The 18714-nt window shown below is 58.5% G+C and carries 18 protein-coding genes, 1 tRNA gene and 1 riboswitch; of the genes, 7 read left to right on the forward strand and 12 right to left on the reverse strand.

The features are described 5' to 3' along the window. Positions 1–76: 76 nt before the first annotated feature. Positions 77–164, forward strand: a tRNA-Ser gene (locus tag BFV63_RS07755). Between the two features lie 42 nt (positions 165–206). Here BFV63_RS07755 and BFV63_RS07760 read toward each other — a convergent pair. Continuing rightward, positions 207–1208: a magnesium transporter gene (locus tag BFV63_RS07760; RefSeq protein ID WP_003858115.1), complete on the reverse strand. Its 1002-nt coding sequence runs from the start codon at positions 1206–1208 to the stop codon at positions 207–209. A gap of 60 nt (positions 1209–1268) precedes the next feature. Beyond that, a riboswitch (M-box (ykoK) riboswitch) is annotated at positions 1269–1438 on the reverse strand. A 158-nt stretch (positions 1439–1596) separates the two neighbouring features. On the opposite strand from BFV63_RS07760, the gene BFV63_RS07765 reads away from it, so the two are divergent. Continuing rightward, entirely contained in the window at positions 1597–2097 is a 501-nt protein-coding gene (locus BFV63_RS07765; protein ID WP_003858113.1) for a DedA family protein, read from the forward strand. 92 nt (positions 2098–2189) lie between these two features. Further along, positions 2190–3431 carry a bifunctional glucose-1-phosphatase/inositol phosphatase gene (gene agp, locus BFV63_RS07770; RefSeq protein ID WP_032657984.1) on the forward strand — a complete coding sequence of 414 codons (1242 nt, stop codon included), beginning with the start codon at positions 2190–2192 and terminating at the stop codon, positions 3429–3431. 32 nt (positions 3432–3463) lie between these two features. On the opposite strand, the gene BFV63_RS07775 is transcribed toward agp, so the two are convergent. Continuing rightward, positions 3464–3691 (reverse strand): YccJ family protein, encoded by a 228-nt coding sequence (locus BFV63_RS07775; protein ID WP_003858110.1) that lies wholly within the window; start codon positions 3689–3691, stop codon positions 3464–3466. Between the two features lie 18 nt (positions 3692–3709). Next, positions 3710–4306, reverse strand: coding sequence for an NAD(P)H:quinone oxidoreductase (wrbA, locus tag BFV63_RS07780; RefSeq protein WP_003858109.1), 597 nt, complete (start codon positions 4304–4306; stop codon positions 3710–3712). A gap of 391 nt (positions 4307–4697) precedes the next feature. Here wrbA and BFV63_RS07785 point away from each other — a divergent pair, with 391 nt between their 5' ends. Both BFV63_RS07785 and BFV63_RS07790 read left to right on the forward strand, forming a co-directional pair. Continuing rightward, positions 4698–4868 (forward strand): con-10 family general stress protein, encoded by a 171-nt coding sequence (locus BFV63_RS07785; RefSeq protein ID WP_001273664.1) that lies wholly within the window; start codon positions 4698–4700, stop codon positions 4866–4868. Between the two features lie 116 nt (positions 4869–4984). Beyond that, entirely contained in the window at positions 4985–5905 is a 921-nt protein-coding gene (locus BFV63_RS07790; protein ID WP_003858106.1) for a DMT family transporter, read from the forward strand. A gap of 110 nt (positions 5906–6015) precedes the next feature. Here the strand turns inward: BFV63_RS07790 and rutG are convergent, their stop codons facing one another. The 7 genes from rutG to rutA are packed head-to-tail and all read right to left on the reverse strand — an operon-like array spanning position 6016 to position 11450. Beyond that, positions 6016–7338, reverse strand: a complete 1323-nt coding sequence (rutG, locus tag BFV63_RS07795; RefSeq protein WP_048241049.1) for a pyrimidine utilization transport protein G — start codon at positions 7336–7338, stop codon at positions 6016–6018. A 21-nt stretch (positions 7339–7359) separates the two neighbouring features. Continuing rightward, the gene (rutF, locus tag BFV63_RS07800; protein ID WP_003858102.1) at positions 7360–7854 is read right to left on the reverse strand and encodes an NADH-dependent FMN reductase RutF; all 495 of its coding nucleotides are present in this window, start codon (positions 7852–7854) and stop codon (positions 7360–7362) included. A gap of 9 nt (positions 7855–7863) precedes the next feature. Further along, positions 7864–8454 (reverse strand): malonic semialdehyde reductase, encoded by a 591-nt coding sequence (locus BFV63_RS07805; RefSeq protein ID WP_003858101.1) that lies wholly within the window; start codon positions 8452–8454, stop codon positions 7864–7866. A 9-nt stretch (positions 8455–8463) separates the two neighbouring features. Further along, entirely contained in the window at positions 8464–9264 is an 801-nt protein-coding gene (gene rutD / locus BFV63_RS07810; RefSeq protein WP_003858098.1) for a pyrimidine utilization protein D, read from the reverse strand. Between the two features lie 7 nt (positions 9265–9271). Then, a complete protein-coding gene (gene rutC / locus BFV63_RS07815; protein WP_003858097.1) occupies positions 9272–9658 on the reverse strand; it encodes a pyrimidine utilization protein C in 387 nt (128 codons plus the stop codon). A gap of 11 nt (positions 9659–9669) precedes the next feature. Continuing rightward, entirely contained in the window at positions 9670–10359 is a 690-nt protein-coding gene (gene rutB, locus BFV63_RS07820; RefSeq protein ID WP_023324432.1) for a pyrimidine utilization protein B, read from the reverse strand. Then, positions 10359–11450 carry a pyrimidine utilization protein A gene (gene rutA / locus BFV63_RS07825; RefSeq protein ID WP_003858092.1) on the reverse strand — a complete coding sequence of 364 codons (1092 nt, stop codon included), beginning with the start codon at positions 11448–11450 and terminating at the stop codon, positions 10359–10361. Before rutA ends, rutB begins: the two co-directional genes overlap by 1 nt. Positions 11451–11695: 245 nt before the next feature. Between rutA and rutR the strand changes: the two genes are divergently transcribed. Further along, positions 11696–12334: an HTH-type transcriptional regulator RutR gene (gene rutR, locus BFV63_RS07830; RefSeq protein ID WP_023324433.1), complete on the forward strand. Its 639-nt coding sequence runs from the start codon at positions 11696–11698 to the stop codon at positions 12332–12334. On the opposite strand, the gene BFV63_RS07835 is transcribed toward rutR, so the two are convergent. Both BFV63_RS07835 and putA read right to left on the reverse strand, forming a co-directional pair. Then, positions 12331–12726, reverse strand: a complete 396-nt coding sequence (locus BFV63_RS07835; protein ID WP_015570864.1) for a lysozyme inhibitor LprI family protein — start codon at positions 12724–12726, stop codon at positions 12331–12333. The genes rutR and BFV63_RS07835 overlap by 4 nt on opposite strands. 51 nt (positions 12727–12777) lie before the next feature. Next, positions 12778–16740: a trifunctional transcriptional regulator/proline dehydrogenase/L-glutamate gamma-semialdehyde dehydrogenase gene (gene putA, locus BFV63_RS07840; protein WP_023324434.1), complete on the reverse strand. Its 3963-nt coding sequence runs from the start codon at positions 16738–16740 to the stop codon at positions 12778–12780. Positions 16741–17162: 422 nt separating this feature from the next. On the opposite strand from putA, the gene putP reads away from it, so the two are divergent. Continuing rightward, positions 17163–18671: a sodium/proline symporter PutP gene (gene putP, locus BFV63_RS07845; protein WP_003858085.1), complete on the forward strand. Its 1509-nt coding sequence runs from the start codon at positions 17163–17165 to the stop codon at positions 18669–18671. The last annotated feature ends 43 nt before the right edge of the window (positions 18672–18714 follow it).

Consider the following 18714-nt stretch of genomic DNA (forward strand, 5'->3'; position numbering starts at 1 on the left):
CGACGAAAGACGTGTAACGTTATGCAATTTCGTGCTTTACATCATGCTCAGAGATGTTTATAGTGCGCCTCACTTTGGAAGCGTGGCCGAGCGGTTGAAGGCACCGGTCTTGAAAACCGGCGACCCGAAAGGGTTCTAGAGTTCGAATCTCTACGCTTCCGCCAAATTCGAAAACCCTGCGATAGCAATATCGCAGGGTTTTTTCGTTATTCCAGCCCCAGCGTATACTGCGCAATTTTGAAGTAGATAATCAGCCCGGTGCCGTCGATTAACGTGGCGATAAACGGTGCGGAGACCACCGCTGGGTCGATTTTGCAGCGTTTCAGTACCATCGGGATCACCGACGAGACGATAGCGCTCCACAGCGTAATGCAGACCAGCGTCAGGCTGACGATGAGCGTGATTTCCATCCCAATGCCCATCATCCAGGCGCGAACGCAACCCGCCAGACCCAGCGTGGCGGCAATCATTAACGAGGTGCTCATCTCTTTGCGCAGCACACGACCCACATCGCGAAGGTGGACTTCACCCAGCGCCATGGCGCGCACCAGCGTCGAGGTGATCTGCGTCCCGCTGTTTCCGCCGGTGCCAATCAGCAGCGGAATAAAGAACGCCAGCGCAATTGCGGATTCCAGCGCCTCTTCAAAATGCTGGATCACCGAGCTGGTATACGCTTCCGCGACAAACAGCAGCAGCAGCCAGACGGAGCGTTTCTTCCACAGGCTAAAGGCGCTGGTTTCCAGATAGGGCTTCTCCAGCGGCAGCGTCGCCCCCTGAAGCTGGGCATCTTCAGTAACGTCATCTTCCAGCAGATGGGCGATTTCACGCTCGGTAAGGCAGCCCACCAGCTTGCCGTGGGTCACCACCGGCACTACATCCGCACCCGCATGCGCCAGCAGCCCGGCGACATCCGCCCGCTCATCTTCCGGTTTGAGCTGAATAAAATCCGATATCATCAACCCCTTAACGGGCTGCACGGTGTCGGTGGCCTGCAACAATTTGCGTACGGCGATCAAACCCGCGAGGCGACCGTTATCTTCGATAAAAATATGCGACGGAATATCATCATCTTTTAATTTTTCAAAGAACTGCTCGCGTGCCAGAGCCACGCATAATGAAATATCAATAACGATAAAATCGGTATTCATATATTGCGCGATGGCGCTGTCATTGAAAGCCAGGTTTTGGTTGTGAATAGCGTAAGACATAGTAAATTCCCTTTGAATAATAAAATCTCTCAGGGGCGAGCAAGACAGGGCATGTCGGAAAGGAGATCCCCACGTCCTGGGTTCAGCACTGTACACCGTATCCCGCAAGGGAAGTTATACTGACAAAGCCTTGATTCGACAGTGCCTGTTTTACCCTGTGCCGGTTCTCTCGAACCCACCAGAGCGATAACGTTTATTTGTACAGGAGCCTCGCCATAACGAGATCGTTGTAAAACGAGAGGGATAATACGCTTATTTAAAACTGCTGCTGAGGAATTTTAATAATGTTGAAGAACGGTTTAAATGAATAGTATTAAACGCATGTTGAGGTTTTATTTAACTGTTTTCTTTTTAAATGGAGAATTCATTTGTTACCGGAGAGAGTAAAATGGCATGGCTGGACACGCTGCTGGATCATTTTGCGCATTATCCGACGCATCTGTTCGCGCTGCTCGTTGTTATGGCGTTGAGTAAATCGACGGTGCTGGTCTCCTCGGTGCTGCCGCCCGCATCGGTCATGCTGATGGCGGGGATCGCCGTCAGCCAGTCGAGTCTGCATCCCGGAATGACGTGGCTGGCGGTGGTGATGGGCGCTACGGCAGGTTCGGTGCTGAATTACCATATCGGCCAGCTGATGGGGCATACCCGGCTGGTGTCACGCCTCACCGCAAAACATGCCGATAAGATTCTGCGGGTACAGCATCAGCTGCAAAAGAACGGCGTAGTCGCGCTGTTCACGTCGCGTTTCCTGGCGGTGCTGCGTTATATCGTGCCGCTGGCGGCCGGCATGCTCAGGATGAGCGCGATGAAGGTTTACGTCGTTAGCCTGCTGTCAGCCTGCGCATGGGCGGCGCTGTATGTCGGCATCGTCACCGGCATCAGCATCTGAACGTATTCATCAGTTTGAGAAATGCTTCCCGAAAAAACGGTCACCAGTCTGTCACACTCAGCGTAACGATAAAAACGCATGAGGAAAAAGGGATGAGAAAAGCACTACTCGCTGTCGCCGTGGCAGGAACGCTTTCAGTGACGTTTGGGGCGCAGGCACAGGACACGCCGGATGGCTATCAGCTGGAACAGGTGCTCATCATGAGCCGCCACAACCTGCGCGCGCCGCTTGCCAATAACGGCAGCGTGCTGGAGCAGTCCACGCCGAAGCAGTGGCCGGAGTGGGACGTCCCGGGTGGACAGCTCACCACCAAAGGTGGCGTACTGGAAGTGTATATGGGTCACTATATGCGCGAGTGGCTGGCAGAGCAGGGGATGGTGAAGACGGGTGAATGCCCGCCAGCGGATACCGTCTATGCCTACGCCAACAGCCTCCAGCGCACCGTGGCGACCGCGCAGTTCTTTATCACCGGCGCGTTCCCCGGGTGCGATGTTCCTGTGCATCACCAGGAAAAAATGGGCACCATGGACCCCACCTTCAATCCGGTCATTACCGATAACTCCCCTGAGTTTCGCGAGAAAGCGCTGAAAGCGATGGAGACGGAACGGCAGAAAATGCAGCTGGATGAAAGCTACAAACTGCTGGAACAGCTGACAAACTACAGCGACTCGCCGTCCTGCAAGGAGAAAAAAGTCTGCTCCCTGACGGAGGCGAAAGATACGTTCAGCGCCGATTATGAAAAAGAGCCGGGCGTCTCCGGGCCGCTGAAGGTGGGTAACTCGCTGGTAGATGCTTTCACGCTACAGTATTACGAAGGCTTCCCGACAGACCAGGTTGCCTGGGGGGAAATCAAAACCGATCAGCAGTGGCGCGTGCTGTCGAAGCTGAAAAACGGCTATCAGGACTCGCTGTTTACGTCGACGGAGGTGGCGCAGAACGTGGCTAAACCGCTGGTGAAGTACATTGATAAAGCGCTGGTGACCGACCAGGCAAAAGCGCCAAAAATCACCCTGCTGGTAGGGCACGACTCTAACATCGCCTCGCTGCTGACCGCGCTGGACTTCAGGCCTTATCAGCTGCACGACCAGCAGGAAAGAACCCCGATTGGCGGTAAAATTGTCTTCCAGCGCTGGCATGATAAAAACACTAACCAGGAGCTGATGAAAATTGAGTATGTTTACCAGAGTTCAGATCAGCTGCGTAACGCCAGCGTACTGTCGCTGCAATCCCCTGCGCAGCGCGTGACGCTGGAGCTGAAGGGCTGTCCGGTGGATGGCAACGGCTTCTGTCCTGTCGATAAATTCAATGCGGTGATGGATAACGCGGCGAAATAGAAAATAACCCCCCGCGTGGGCGGGGGGAACGTTCAGACGTTTTTACGTTCGATGGTTTGCTCGCCCCAGAACAGCGAGTCTTTGTCGGTTTTTTTGAAGGCGCGAACCAGCACTTCATCGTTGCCTTCTTCCCAAATCTGTTCAGCCAGCTTTTCGTCATAATTGGCGACTTCAAAGATGGCTTCGGCAATCTCCGGAGAGGTATTGCGTAAACTTGCCCATTCGCCCACGTGGTGAGCTTTGGATTCTTGAGTTGGCATACTTGTCCTCCTGTTAGGTTAGCCGTTCAGTTTTTTGGCAAGACCCGCGACGTATTCACCCTGATAGCGGGCGATTGAAAGTTCTTCATTGCTTGGCTGACGTGAACCATCCCCACCGGCAATCGTTGTTGCGCCATAGGGCGTACCACCACGGACCTGGGAGACATCAAACAGTTCCTGCGCGCCGTAGCCAATCGGCACAATGACCATCCCATGATGCGCAAGCGTTGTCCAGGTGGAAGTGATCGTCTGCTCCTGGCCGCCGCCCGTGCCGGTAGAGCTGAACACGCTGGCCAGCTTGCCGTATAACGCGCCGGAGGCCCAGAGCCCGCCCGTCTGGTCGAGGAAGGTGCGCATCTGGCCGGACATATTGCCGAAGCGGGTCGGGGTGCCGAAGATAATGGCATCATAGTCCGCGAGCTCCTGCGGGGTGGCGACCGGGGCGTTTTGTGTTTTCCCCCCGGCTTTGGCGAAGGCTTCCGCCTGCATGGTTTCCGGTACGCGTTTAACCACGACCTCAACGCCGTCTACTTTGTTTGCGCCTTCTGCTACTGCGTGAGCCATGGTTTCAATGTGTCCATACATGGAATAATAGAGCACCAGAACTTTTGCCATTTTGCATCACTCCTCGTTGGTTTTTCTTACAGCGGATCGCTGCGTTCCTTTAAAGATATGACATCACAGCCAGACTGCAAAAATGAACGGCATTTCTTTGATATATAACAATATCTTTTGGTTATGCGCCTTGTAGCAAAATGAAACAACTTTCGCGGCGGGGATTTTTCAAAATATAAGAATGGCTTATGAATGACTTCCTCAATATTTCATACGAAAGGCTGAGATCATGTTGCAGAATATTACCTCTCGCTTGCCGGATAGCCGCATTACACTAAGCTTAGTTTCACGCGGCACAGATAAAGGCACTGTCCTTGAGCCGCGAGGTGAAAGAATCCTCTTTTACTGAATGCAATATGATGTCTAATGTTTCACACTCTGGAGGTTAGAGATGGCAAACCATCGTGGTGGTTCAGGTAATTTCGCTGAAGACCGTGAAAGAGCATCAGAAGCAGGTCGTAAAGGTGGCCAGTCTAGCGGGGGCAACTTTAAAAACGACCCTCAGCGCGCATCAGAGGCTGGTAAAAAAGGGGGTAAAAATAGCCACGGCAGCAACAAGTAGTACGCCGGGTTAACTCTCTGCCGCCGGGTTTCCCGGCGGTTTTTTTATGTCTGCTACATTGAACTGTCATCAAAGGCATCGCACACTACAGGATTGATTCTTCGTGCTGGTGTCCCATGTCCGTTTCCCGTTTTACCTTCTCCATTAAGCCTCAGGAAGCGATCCTGATTTTGATCACCATGTTCTGGGGCGGAACCTTTCTTGCCGTTCAGTACGCGGTCACGATGAGCGATCCGTTTTTCTTTGTAGGGCTGCGTTTTGCAACCGCGGCGGTTGCCGTGGCGCTTATTTCACTGAAAACCCTGCGCGGATTGACCCTGAGAGAGCTTAAAGCGGGTGTCGCCATTGGCGTGGCGATTGCCATGGGTTACAGCCTGCAAACGTGGGGGCTCCAGTCTATCTCCAGCAGTAAATCCGCCTTCATCACCGCCATGTACGTACCGCTGGTGCCGCTGTTGCAGTGGCTGTGCCTCGGCAGAATGCCGGGCCTGATGTCGTGCATTGGCATCGTGCTGGCGTTCATCGGCCTTATTTTATTAGCCGGGCCGGAAAATAATCTGCTGGCGCTGGGGCCGGGGGAGATCATCACTCTGGTGGGGGCCGTCGCCATTGCGGCAGAAATTATTCTGATTAGCGCCTGGGCAGGAAAAGTGGACGTCAAGCGGGTGACGGTGGTGCAGCTTGCCACCGCGTCGCTGGTGGCGTTCGCGACGATGGTGCCGGCAGGGGAGTCCGTCCCGCCGATGTCTACCGGGCTTATCGTCGTGGCGCTGGGGCTGGGCATTTTCAGCGCCATTATCCAGGTTACCATGAACTGGGCGCAGCGCAGCGTATCCCCGACACGGGCGACGGTCATTTACACCGGTGAACCGGTGTGGGCGGGTATTTTCGGGCGACTCGCCGGGGAGCGTCTGCCGCTGCTGGCGCTGGTGGGCGCGGCATTTATTATCGCCGGGGTGCTGGTGAGCGAGTTGAAGTTAAAAAAACGACGTAAGGCGACTGCCGGATTGAGCGCTGAACAAGGGGCAGATAGCTAACAACGCGCACCCTGTCCGTTTAGCCCGGCGGCGCTTCGCTTGCTCGGGCCTACTTGCCAATTGTAGGCCGGGTAAGCGTAGCGTCACCCGGCAAGAATGCGGCACGTATTTCAGGTGGAAGGGGTGATGGCTTTTCCTTGCGGTACATCCCTTTTCCGGCGGCTCAGCAGGGCGTTGAGCAGGATCGCGCCGAAGGTCGCCGTGCCAATCCCGCCTACCGTAAACCCGCCCAGCGTCAGGGCGAAATCACCCGCCCCCAGCACCAGTGTCACCGCCACCATGATCAGGTTACCATTCTGGCTCAGATCAACATGATTCTGCACCCAGATACGTGCCCCCGCGACGGCAATAAGACCAAATACCACAATCGAGGCGCCGCCAATCACGGGTGCCGGGATGGTGTGGATCAATGCGCCGAATTTTGGGGAAAAGCCGAGCAGCATCGCCATCACCGCCGCCGCCACGAAGACCAGCGTCGAGTAGACTTTGGTCACTGCCATCACGCCGATGTTTTCCGCGTAGGTCGTCACGCCGCTGCCGCCGACCGAGCCGGAGAGCATGGTCGCCAGACCGTCTCCCACAAACGCCCGTCCCATATACGGGTCCATATTGCGGCCGGTCATTCCCGCTACGGCTTTCAAATGGCCCAGGTTTTCAGCCACCAGAATCACCGCGACAGGCGCGATGAGCATCATCGCCTGAGCGTTAAAGGTGGGCGAGGTTATGTGCGGCATGCCGAACCAGGCGGCCTGATGAATCAGTGTGAAATCAACCGGTTTGCCGAGGCCGAGCACGTTCGCCAGCAGCGCGTAGACCAGACAGGCCGCAATCAGCCCGACCAGGATCAGCAGCCGCTGGATCATGCCGCGCGTAAAGACCGCCACCACGCCGATGCACAGCACCGTAATCACCGCCATCCAGCTTTCAAACGGTGAGCCGGAAACGCTCTTCACCGCAATCGGCGCGAGGTTCAGGCCTATCGCCATCACCACCGCCCCGGTGACGACGGGGGGCATCATCCGCTCGATCCAGCGTGTGCCGACTTTGATCACCACCAGACCGGTCAGGGTATAGACCAGCCCACAGGCGATAATGCCGCCGAGGGCCACGCTCAGGTTGGGGTTAATACCCTGACCGTTAAACCCGGTCGCTGCAATGACCACTCCAACGAAGGCGGCGCTGGAGCCCAGATAGCTGGGCACACGCCCGCCGGTGACAAAAAAGAACAGCAGGGTACCCATACCCGACATCAAAATGGCGAGGTTAGGATCCAGCCCCATCAGCATGGGCATCAGCACCGTCGCACCAAACATCGCGACCGCATGCTGCACGCCCATCACCATTGTCTGCCCGAGCGGGAGCCTTTCATCCGGCGCGACCACGCCTGCTTCTGTGGAGGTCGATTTCAACTGCCAGTGGGGAAGTCCGAACATGATCTGTCTCCTGAATGCGGATTAACAGGCGGGTCGCATAAGTGCGTGATAGCCGCGGTCGAACCACACCAGCCCTTGCGGCGCCGGGTGGCGTACGATGGATACGATGTCGCAAAACAGAATGTCGTGAGTGCCAACGCTCACCACCTGGCTGATGCGGCAGTCGAACGAGGCCAGCGCATTTTCCAGACGCGGGCAGCCCGTGTCGCCTGTCTGCCAGCGGGCAGCGGCAAAGCGGTCCGCCATCGGCGTTTTCCCGCCAAACAGGTTGGATAAAGGCTCCTGTCCGGCACTCAGCGTGTTAACGCACAGGGTGCGGTTCTCGCTGAAAATCGGCCAGACCGACGCGCCGCGGTTGAGGCACACCAGCAGAGTGGGCGGGGTATCGGTTACGCTGCATACCGCGCTTGCGGTAAAGCCCGCCATTCCCGCCGGGCCGTCGGTGGTGATGATATTGACCGCCGCACCGACGCAGGCCATGGCATCACGGAACGTTTGTTGATCGGGTGTCGTCATGATGGCTCCTTACGCCAGCCCGCAGGCATCGTCAAAGGCCAGACGCGGCAGGCGTCCGTACAGTTTGGTCGTATCGCCGTAGCCGATGTTGATCAGCAGATTGCTTTTAAGCAGCGTGCCCGTGAAAAAGGCCGCGTCCACTTTTTCCCGGTCAAAACCGGACATCGGCCCGGTGTCGAGCCCGAGCGCGCGGCAGGCGAAAATCAGGAACGCGGCCTGCATTGAGCTGTTGCGAAAGGCGGTTTCTTCCGCCAGCGCGGGGCTTGCGGTAAACCAGCTTCTGGCATCGCCGTGCGGGAACAGTTCAGGCAGGCGCTCATAAAACTCGCTGTCCCAGGCGACAATCGCCGTGACCGGGGCAGTGAGCGTTTTCTCAAGGTTGCCGCTGGAGAGCGCCGGGCGCAGCTTTTCTTTTCCTTCCGGGCTTCGCACAAACACAATGCGCGCCGGGGAGCAGTTGGCGGACGTCGGCCCCCATTTCATCAGGTCATAAATCTCGTGCAGCGTCTCGTCACTGACCGGTATATCCAGCCAGCCGTTATGGGTACGTGCGCCGGTAAACAGCGTTTCCAGCGCGGCGGGCGTGATGGCTTCGCTCATTCAAACTCCTTACAAAGCGGATTCTGGGCTGTGCAGCAGGCTGGCAAGCCCGTTCAGCAGCAGAGTGTTAAAGATGTCCGGCGCGGTCACGTTGCAGGCATGCCCGCCCTGGCGCATGACCGTTTTGCGGGCGTGCGGGAGTGCGGCGTGCAGTTCATCAGAACAGACGGACGGCACCAGCAGATCGTCGGTGGAACAGATAATCTGCACGGGGCAGCGAACGCGTGCAGCGTGGCGGCTGAAATCGGCCTGTTTCAGGGCATGCAGCCTGCGCAGCAGATTGGCTTTGCCCTGAAAATGGGCCAGCGCCAGCGCGTGCTCGGCCTCCAGCCGCGGGGCGCGGGCGGCCATCCAGTCTGCCGGGTAGAGGAACAACGGCTGTGCCTCTACCCACGCCTGCGCGCCGCCCGAATGCAGCAGACGTTCGCGAACGTCAAAACAGCGTCGGGTATGGGCATTGAGCGTCAGCCAGCCGTTGACGCAGACCAGCGCGGTAAGGGCGTCGGGCTTATCGATGGCCAGCCGCAGGCCCACCAGCGCCCCCAGCGCGTGGCCGACCACGCAGTAACGGGCGATCCCGGCCCCGGCTAACGCCAGTGCGAGCTCGTCGGCCATGTGTGCGAGGGTGTAGTCTTCCGGCAGGGTATCCGGGTTATTCCCCGTGCCCCGCTGGTCGTAGCACACCACCTGATACTCCTGCCCCAGCACGGCGAGCTGAGGCAGCCAGTAGCTCCCGCTGCCGCCGAGCCCGGCAATCAGTACCACCACGGGCGCGCCCGCAAAGGGGGGCGGGGAAATGGACAGTTTCATGGCGGCCTCACTTCGCGATGTGCGCAACGGTGGCAATTTCAACCAGCGCTTCGGGCTTTACCAGCCCGCACTGGATGCAAAACCGCGCCGGTTTATCGCCGGGGAAAAACTCCGCGTAGATTTCGTTAATCGCGGCGTAGTTTTTCCAGTCGGTGATAAAGATGCTGTTGAAGGTCACGTCCTCCATCGTACCACCCGCCGTTTCGATCACGGTTTTGATCGTCTCCAGCACGTGGCGGGTTTGCCCCTTTGGGTCGTTGATAAACACCACGTTGTTGTCTTTATCAAACGGCAGCGTGCCCGAGACATACACCACGCCGTCGGCGAGGGTGCCGGGAACGAAGGGGGCAATCGGGGTGCTGGTGCCCGGCGGAATAATCACGGATTTCGGCATAGCGTTTCTCCTCAGGCGATGCGGGCGAGCGGGGGATTCAGCGCGTCGCAGAAATCATTGACGTTACTGACCCAGCCAAAAAAGGTTTCGATATTGAACAGGGCGGCTTTCTGGGCAAAATCCGGCCCGGCCTGATGGGTAGCGTCTTCCAGCACCACGCCAAAATACTCGAGGAAAAAGCCGTCGCGCAGGGTCGACTCCACGCAGACGTTGGTGGCAATGCCCGTAAAGACCAGATGACGAATGCCCCGGCTGCGCAGCAGGCTGTCGAGCGGGGTATTGAAAAAGCCGCTGTAGCGCGGTTTCGGCAGTACGATATCGCTGGCTTCCGGTACCAGCTCATCCACCAGCTGATAATCCCAGCCGCCTTTCGCCAGCAGCGTGCCCTGGAGTTCTGGCCGTTGGCGCATGGTTTTCAGGGCGTTGGATTTGTGAAAGTTGGGGGAGCCGGGACCACCAGCTTCGACGTACTGGTCGTCCCAGCCGTTCTGGAACCAGACGATGAGCATGCCCGCAGCGCGCGCAGCGTGCACGGCGGTTTTGATGTTCTCAATCACCGGCTGCGTGGTGGAGACGTCAAACCCGGCCAGATCCAGATACCCGCCTTTACTGGCATAGGCGTTTTGCATATCCACCACGATCAGCGCGCTGCGCTGCGCGTCAAAGGTAATGGCTTCCGGGCGAGCGTTGAGGGTCGTCATTACGCCACCTCCTTCGTCACGGCAGGGATGTGGGCGCGGCACTGCATCAGCGGCTGAATGCGCTCGCCGAAGGTTTCCACGCCGGTGAGAAAATCATCGAAGGTCAGCAGCACGCCTTCGGCGCCGGGCACGGCAGCCACTTCGTCGAGCATTCTGGCGACGCTGGCATACGAGCCAACCAGGGTGCCCATGTTGATATTGACGGCAGACGTCGGGTCGGCCATCTGGCGAACGTTGGTGTCCGCGCCGGAGCGGGTATCCTTCTGGCTCTGCTCGGTCAGCCAGCTCAGCGCTTCGTCATCCGCGCCGTCCTTGTATCGTTCCCATTTGGCGCGCGCGGCGTCATCGGTTTCGTCGGCAATCACCATAAACAGCACGTAGGAGCCCACGTCGCGCCCGGTTTTATCGGCGGCCGCTTTCATGCGTGCCGCAGTGGGCGCGAAGGCGGCAGGGGTGTTAACGCCTTTGCCGAAGCAGAAGTTGAAGTCGGCGTATTTCGCGGAGAATTCCATCCCGGCGTCGCTCTGCCCGGCGCAGATAACCTTCATCGGCACCGACGGCTGCGGGCTGACGCGGCAGTCGTTCATGGTGAAGAAATCGCCTTTGAAATCGCTTTTGCCGGTGCCCCACAGATCGCGCAGCACCTGCACATATTCAGTCAGGTAGTCGTAGCGACGGGAGAAGTAATCGTCCCCCGGCCAGATCCCCATCTGCTCGTACTCCGGCTTTTGCCAGCCGGTGACCAGGTTAACGCCAAAGCGCCCGCCGGAGATGGAGTCGATGGTGGAGGCCATCCGCGCCACGATCGCCGGGGGCAGGGTAAGGGTGGCGGCGGTGGCGTAGATCTGGATCCGCGAGGTGACCGCCGCCAGGCCCGCCATCAGGGTAAAGGACTCCAGGTTGTGGTCCCAGAATTCGGTCTTACCGCCGAAACCGCGCAGCTTGATCATCGAGAGCGCAAAGTCGAAATGGTAATGCTCCGCTTTCTGCACGATGGCTTTATTCAGCTCAAAGGTCGGCATGTATTGCGGGGCAGTGGTCGAGATAAGCCAGCCGTTGTTGCCGATCGGTACAAATACGCCAATTTTCATCACGAACCTCTCTTCATTACGTCGCAGGTGTCACGATGTTTTTGCAAAGGCAGTGCCAGTTTTGAAAATCACTTTGTTATTAGGGTGTTAAATGATGGTTGTTGAAATTAACAGCGAAAATGTGGACTAGATGGTCAAAATCATTGCACAGAAAACAGGCACTCATGCGCGCTGAGGGTGCAGAAGGTCGTGGCGAGACGGGGGTTTTGCTATGCTGAGCGCAGGACAGAAAATGGAGAGCGAAAATGACACAAGGCGCAGTGAAAACACCCGGAAAACGTTCGCAGGCGGTGAGCGCCAAGAAACAGGCGATCCTCAGCGCTGCGCTGGAGACATTTTCGCAGTTTGGTATTCACGGTACGCGCCTTGAGCAGGTGGCGGAGCAGGCCGGGGTGTCCAAGACCAATCTGCTCTACTACTACCCGTCGAAAGAGGCGCTGTATGTGGCGGTGATGCAGCAAATCCTCGATATCTGGCTGGCACCTCTCAAGGCGTTTCGCGAAGAGCTGGCCCCGCTGGTGGCGATAGAGGAGTACATAAGGCTGAAGCTGGAGGTATCGCGTGATTACCCGCAGGCATCCAGGCTGTTCTGTCTGGAGATGTTGCAGGGCGCGCCGCTGTTGCAGGCGGAGCTGACGGGAGATCTAAAGCAGCTGGTGGACGATAAATCGGCCATTATTGCCGGATGGGTCGCCAGCGGAAAACTGGCGCCCGTCGATCCGCATCATCTGATCTTCATGATTTGGGCCTCAACCCAGCACTACGCTGACTTCGCGGCCCAGGTCGAGGCGGTGACCGGTAAAACGCTCCAGGACGAGGCGTTTTTCCAGAGCACCCTGGAAAACGTACAGCGGATGATTATCGAAGGGATCCGTGTGCGCTAATCAGCCGGTTGGAAAGGGCAGCTTAAATTGCCCTCTTCACACTGCATCAACGAGGCCAGAAAGGCTTCGCGCTCCGCTGTTTTCTCCGTCAGGCACTGGTTGATAATCATCGGCTGAATAGTGCCACCTTCGGTTCCTGAACCCATCAATTTACAGTCTGCGTCACGCAGGGCGATCCACGCCTGCTGCGCCTTTTTCAGCAGGTCGCGCTGAGGGGCTGCCGCGCGTTTGATGGCGGCCTGGTACGTCTGGTTGAGCTTTTTATCCGCAGCCTGGTACTGCTCTGCCGCACAGGCACTGAGTTCTGTCTGGGTGGTCGCTTTGTCGCACTCGTCGGCCAGCGCGCTGGCGCTGAGCAGCAGTGCTGCGCCTGCGATAAGATATCGTTTCATACACTCCCCAATAAAATAAGGCTCCGTCTCCGGAGCCTTATTAGCACAGCGTTAGCCGATTGTCATCAGGCTGGCGTTACCCCCCGCCGCCGCGGTGTTGACGCTGAGCGAGCGCTCAACGTACAGACGCTCCAGCAGCAGGTTGGTTTCCCCGCGCGCAAAGCCCTGCACGGAAACGATGGCACCGCTGCGGGCCGCAACCTGCTCGCACAGTTCGCGCAGCTGGTCGGAATCACCGTGGTAGATCACCGCGTCAAACGGCTGGGTCAGCAGGGCATCGGCCTTCGCAAAGCGAATGCGGGCCGAAACCGCTTTTGGCAACTGTTTGGCGAGGTCGCGATGCAGGGCATCTTCCGGCCACAGCACCTCACAGCCCGTTGCCGTTGCGGCTGCCAGCTGCACCAGCGCATCCTGCTCGTTATCCGCCACGCACAGCACACGCTCGCGCGGCATCAGCGTCCAGGTGTTGCGCTCGCCGGTAGGACCCGGCAGCAGACGCTGTGTTCCCGCCTGCGCCAGCTCGCCGTACTGCTGTGCAATCGCACGCAGCTCAGGACGATTTTCAGCCCACTTAATCAGCGCGTCCAGCGGCTGGGTCAGCACGGCTTTCACCTGCGCATCCACCGGATATTCCGCGTCCTGACGCGCCAGCGTCACGCCCAGCGCATTTTCCGGACGGTTTGCCAGCAGACGGTACAGATAGAGCGGACCGCCCGCTTTCGGGCCGGTGCCGGAGAGACCTTCACCGCCAAACGGCTGCACGCCCACGACCGCGCCAACCATGTTGCGGTTGACGTACAGGTTGCCAACTCTAGCATTGCCGGTCACCTGGGCAATGGTTTCGTCGATACGGGTATGCACGCCAAGCGTCAGGCCGTAACCCGAGGCGTTGATCTGATCGATCAGCTCGTTGAGGTTGTTACGGTTGTAGCGCACCACGTGCAGTACCGGGCCGAAGACCTCTTTTTTCAGCTCGTCGAAGCTTGCCAGCTCAATCAGCGTTGGCGGCACGAAGGTGCCGGTCTGCCACTCGCGGGCATCTTCGCTGTTCTCGCGCACCGCCTGGAACACCGGACGGCCTTTGGCACGCATGGTCTGAATGTGGTTTTCAATGTTGGCTTTGGCTTCCGCGTCGATCACCGGCCCGATGTCGGTGGTGAGACGGCCCGGGTTGCCCATGCGGCATTCCGCCATCGCACCGCGCAGCATCTTCAGCGTGTGGTCAGCCACGTCATCCTGTAAGCACAGTACGCGCAGGGCGGAACAGCGTTGGCCCGCGCTGTCGAAGGCAGAAGCCAGCACGTCAACGACGACCTGCTCGGTGAGTGCGGAGGAGTCCACGATCATGGCGTTCATGCCGCCGGTTTCAGCGATCAGCGGGGTAGGACGGCCCTGCGCATCCAGACGGGTGGCGATGTTGCGTTGTAGCAGGGAGGCCACTTCGGTAGAACCGGTAAACATCACGCCGCGTACGCGGTTATCGGAGGTCAGTTTGGCCCCGACCGTTTCACCGCGCCCTGGCAGCAGCTGCACCACGCCCGCCGGTACGCCCGCTTCCAGCAGAATGTTAATGCCCTGGGCGGCAATCAGCGGGGTCTGCTCTGCCGGTTTCGCCAGCACGCTGTTGCCTGCGGCCAGCGCCGCGGCAATCTGGCCGGTGAAGATCGCCAGCGGGAAGTTCCACGGGCTGATACACACCACCGGGCCGAGCGGACGGTGGGTTTCGTTGTCGAAATCATCGCGCACCTGACCGGCGTAGTAGTGCAGGAAGTCGACCGCCTCGCGCACTTCGGCGATGGCGTTGCTGAAGGTTTTACCCGCTTCACGCACCAGAATGCCGATCAGCTGCTGCATCTGATCTTCCATCAGCACCGCCGCGCGTTCCAGAATGGCGGCACGCTCCTGCGGCGGGGTGGCAAACCAGATTGGCGCGTTGTTCACCGCGCTCTCCAGGGCCTGCTCCACTTCCGTTTCCGTGGCTTCGCGCACGTAGCCGACGATATCCTTCGGCTCTGCCGGGTTGATCACCGGCTGCATTTCACCGTCCTCAACGGACTGCTCAAGGATCGGCCTGGCCTGCCACTTCTGCAATGCGCTGTTTAGCAGGGCAGAAGAGAGCGACGCCAGACGGTGTTCGTTGGCGAGATCCAGACCCGCCGAGTTGACGCGACCTGCACCATACAGCTCGCGCGGCAGGGCAATCTTCGGATGCGGCAGACCAATCTGGCCTTCCTGCGCCGCCATCTTCTCAACGGCCTGTACCGGATCGGCCACCAGTTCGTCCAGCGGCAGGGTGGTATCGGCGATGCGGTTAACGAAGGAGGTGTTCGCCCCGTTCTCCAGCAGACGACGCACCAGGTAGGCCAGCAGGGTTTCGTGGGTACCTACCGGGGCATAGATTCGGCACGGACGGTTCAGCTTGCCGTCGGCCACTTTACCGGTCACCTGCTCGTACAGCGGTTCGCCCATGCCGTGCAGGCACTGGAACTCGTACTGGCCCGGATAGTAGTTCTGACCCGCCAGGCTGTAGATCGCCGCCAGGGTGTGGGCGTTGTGGGTGGCGAACTGAGGATAAATCAGGTTCGGCACGCCGAGCAGTTTTTTCGCGCAGGCGAGGTAAGAGACGTCGGTATAGACCTTGCGGGTATAGACCGGATAACCTTCCAGACCTTCCATCTGGGCGCGTTTGATTTCGCTGTCCCAGTAGGCGCCCTTCACCAGACGGATCATCAGGCGGCGACGGCTGCGGCTGGCCAGGTCAATCAGGTAGTCAATGACGAACGGACAGCGTTTCTGGTAGGCCTGGATAACGAAACCAATCCCGTTCCAGCCCGCCAGCTCCGGCTCGAAGCACAGTTTTTCCAGCAGGTCGAGGGAGATCTCCAGACGGTCCGCCTCTTCGGCGTCGATGTTGATGCCGATGTCATACTGGCGCGCCAGCAGGGTCAGGGACTTCAGGCGCGGGTAGAGTTCTTCCATCACCCGGTCGTACTGCGCACGGCTGTAGCGCGGGTGCAGGGCGGAAAGCTTGATAGAGATGCCCGGACCTTCATAAATACCGCGACCGTTGGACGCTTTACCGATGGCGTGGATCGCCTGCTGGTAAGAGACCATGTAGGCCTGCGCGTCGGCGGCGGTCAGCGCCGCTTCACCCAGCATGTCGTAGGAGTAGCGGAAGCCTTTGTCTTCCAGCTTGCGGGCGTTCGCCAGCGCTTCGGCAATGGTTTCCCCGGTGACGAACTGCTCGCCCATCAGGCGCATCGCCATGTCCACGCCCTTGCGGATCAGCGGCTCGCCGCTCTTGCCGATGATGCGGTTCAGGGAGCGCGACAGGTTGGCTTCGTTATGGGTGGAGACCAGCTTGCCGGTAAACAGCAGGCCCCAGGTGGCGGCGTTAACGAACAGCGACGGACTGCGGCCAATGTGAGAGTGCCAGTTGCCGTTGCTGATTTTGTCGCGGATCAGGGCATCGCGGGTGGCTTTATCCGGAATACGCAGCAGCGCTTCCGCCAGACACATCAGCGCCACGCCTTCCTGTGAGGAGAGGGAAAACTCCTGCAGCAGACCCTGAACCATCCCGGCGCGTCCGCTGGCGGTTTTCTGATTACGCAGCTTGTCGGCGAGCTGATACGCCAGGCTGTGCGCCTGAGCGGCAACGGCTTCAGGCAGGCGCGCCTGCTCCAGCAGCATCGGCACGGCGTCGGTTTCGGCACGGCGGTAGGCGCCGGTAATGGCGGCGCGGCTGACGGACTGCGGCAGGATCTGCTCGGCAAATTCGAGGAACGGCTGGTGGTTCTCCTCAACGGCCGTCGCGGCTTCTTCGCTTTCGTTCGCTGCGCCCGCCAGCAGGGCAGGCAGCTCCGGCAGACCTTCTTCACTCTCCAGTCTTTCCAGATAGTTAAAAATCGCCTGCTTGATTAACCAGTGCGGTGTGCGGTCGATGCGGGTCGCAGCGGTTTTAATCCGTTCGCGGGTAGCGTCATCCAGCTTAACCCCCATGGTGGTCATCCCCATGCCAAAACTCCTGTTGTTCTGTAATAGCGTTCTGTTGATAGCGTGAAATATCCACCATGTTGCAACTTTGTGCAACCGTGTTAAATGTGACCTGGTCTGCAAGCTGGAAAATGAATGGATTGTTAACGATTAGTTAGCTGTGAAAAAGAACGTGCGGCCGTTTCTGAGCCCAGTTTTTATGCGGTGCTTAACACTTTTTAAAGGTGCAACCCGTAAAAGCGTGAGCGAGTGCAACCTATAGGAAAGACGTATAAAACCAGTGATGAAATTCATGTAAATGCAGTGTTAAATCGTTTGTCAGTGGGATGCGTATACGGCAGGATAGCGCGCCCAACGGAAACACATACACACATCACTACGTTCCGGTGATGACATAACAAGGCAACCCGGACGGTTGTCGCTCGACATTTTGGAGAATTTGAATGGCTATTAGCACACCGATGCTGGTGACATTTCTCGTTTATATTTTTGGCATGATCCTGATAGGGTTTTTGGCATGGCGTTCCACTAAAAACTTTGACGACTACATCCTCGGCGGGCGCAGCTTAGGCCCGATGGTCACCGCACTCTCTGCGGGCGCTTCCGACATGAGCGGCTGGCTGCTGATGGGGCTGCCGGGCGCGATTTTCATCTCCGGTATCTCCGAAAGCTGGATCGCCATCGGCCTGACCGTTGGCGCATGGATCAACTGGAAGCTGGTAGCAGGCCGTCTGCGTGTGCATACCGAAGCCAACAACAACGCCCTGACGCTGCCGGACTACTTCACCGGACGCTTTGAAGATAACAGCCGTATCCTGCGCATTATCTCTGCGGTGGTGATCCTGCTGTTCTTCACCATCTACTGTGCTTCCGGCATCGTGGCGGGCGCGCGTCTGTTCGAAAGTACTTTCGGCATGAGCTATGAAACCGCCCTGTGGGCCGGTGCGGCCGCGACCATCCTCTATACCTTCGTGGGCGGATTCCTGGCGGTAAGCTGGACCGACACCGTGCAGGCGAGCCTGATGATCTTCGCCCTGATCCTGACTCCGGTGATTGTCATTTTCACCGTCGGCGGCTTTGGCGAATCGCTGGAAGTGATCAAGCAGAAGAGCATCGAAAACGTCGATATGCTGAAAGGGCTGAACTTTGTCGCCATCGTCTCCCTGATGGGCTGGGGCCTGGGCTACTTCGGCCAGCCGCACATTCTGGCGCGTTTCATGGCGGCGGATTCTCACCATACCATCGTTCACGCGCGTCGCATCAGCATGACGTGGATGATCCTGTGTCTGGCGGGCGCGTGCGCGGTTGGCTTCTTCGGCATTGCGTACTTTAACAACAACCCGGCGCAGGCGGGCGCGGTGAACCAGAACGCCGAGCGCGTGTTCATCGAACTGGCGCAGATTCTGTTTAACCCTTGGATTGCCGGTATTCTGCTCTCCGCGATCCTGGCTGCGGTGATGTCCACCCTGAGCTGTCAGCTGCTGGTGTGCTCCAGCGCCATCACCGAAGACCTCTACAAAGCGTTCCTGCGTAAGGGCGCGAGCCAGAAAGAGCTGGTGTGGGTAGGGCGTTTTATGGTGCTGCTGGTTGCGCTGGTGGCGATTGCGCTGGCAGCAAACCCGGAAAACCGCGTGCTGGGGCTGGTGAGCTACGCGTGGGCGGGCTTCGGTGCCGCGTTTGGGCCGGTAGTCCTGTTCTCCGTCATGTGGTCACGCATGACCCGCAACGGTGCGCTGGCGGGGATGATTATTGGTGCGGTGACCGTTATCGTCTGGAAACAGTTCGCCTGGCTGGGCCTGTACGAAATCATTCCTGGCTTCATCTTCGGCAGCATCGGTATCGTTGTCTTCAGCCTGCTGGGTAAAGCACCGTCTGCCTCCATGCAGAAACGCTTTGCGGAAGCCGACGCGCACTACCACACTGCGCCGCCGACTAAGCTTCAGGCTGAGTAATCTCCCCTCACCCTAACCCTCTCCCCGGTGGGGAGAGGGGATA

The organism is Enterobacter hormaechei subsp. xiangfangensis, assembly GCF_001729785.1.
GTDB lineage: Bacteria > Pseudomonadota > Gammaproteobacteria > Enterobacterales > Enterobacteriaceae > Enterobacter > Enterobacter hormaechei_C.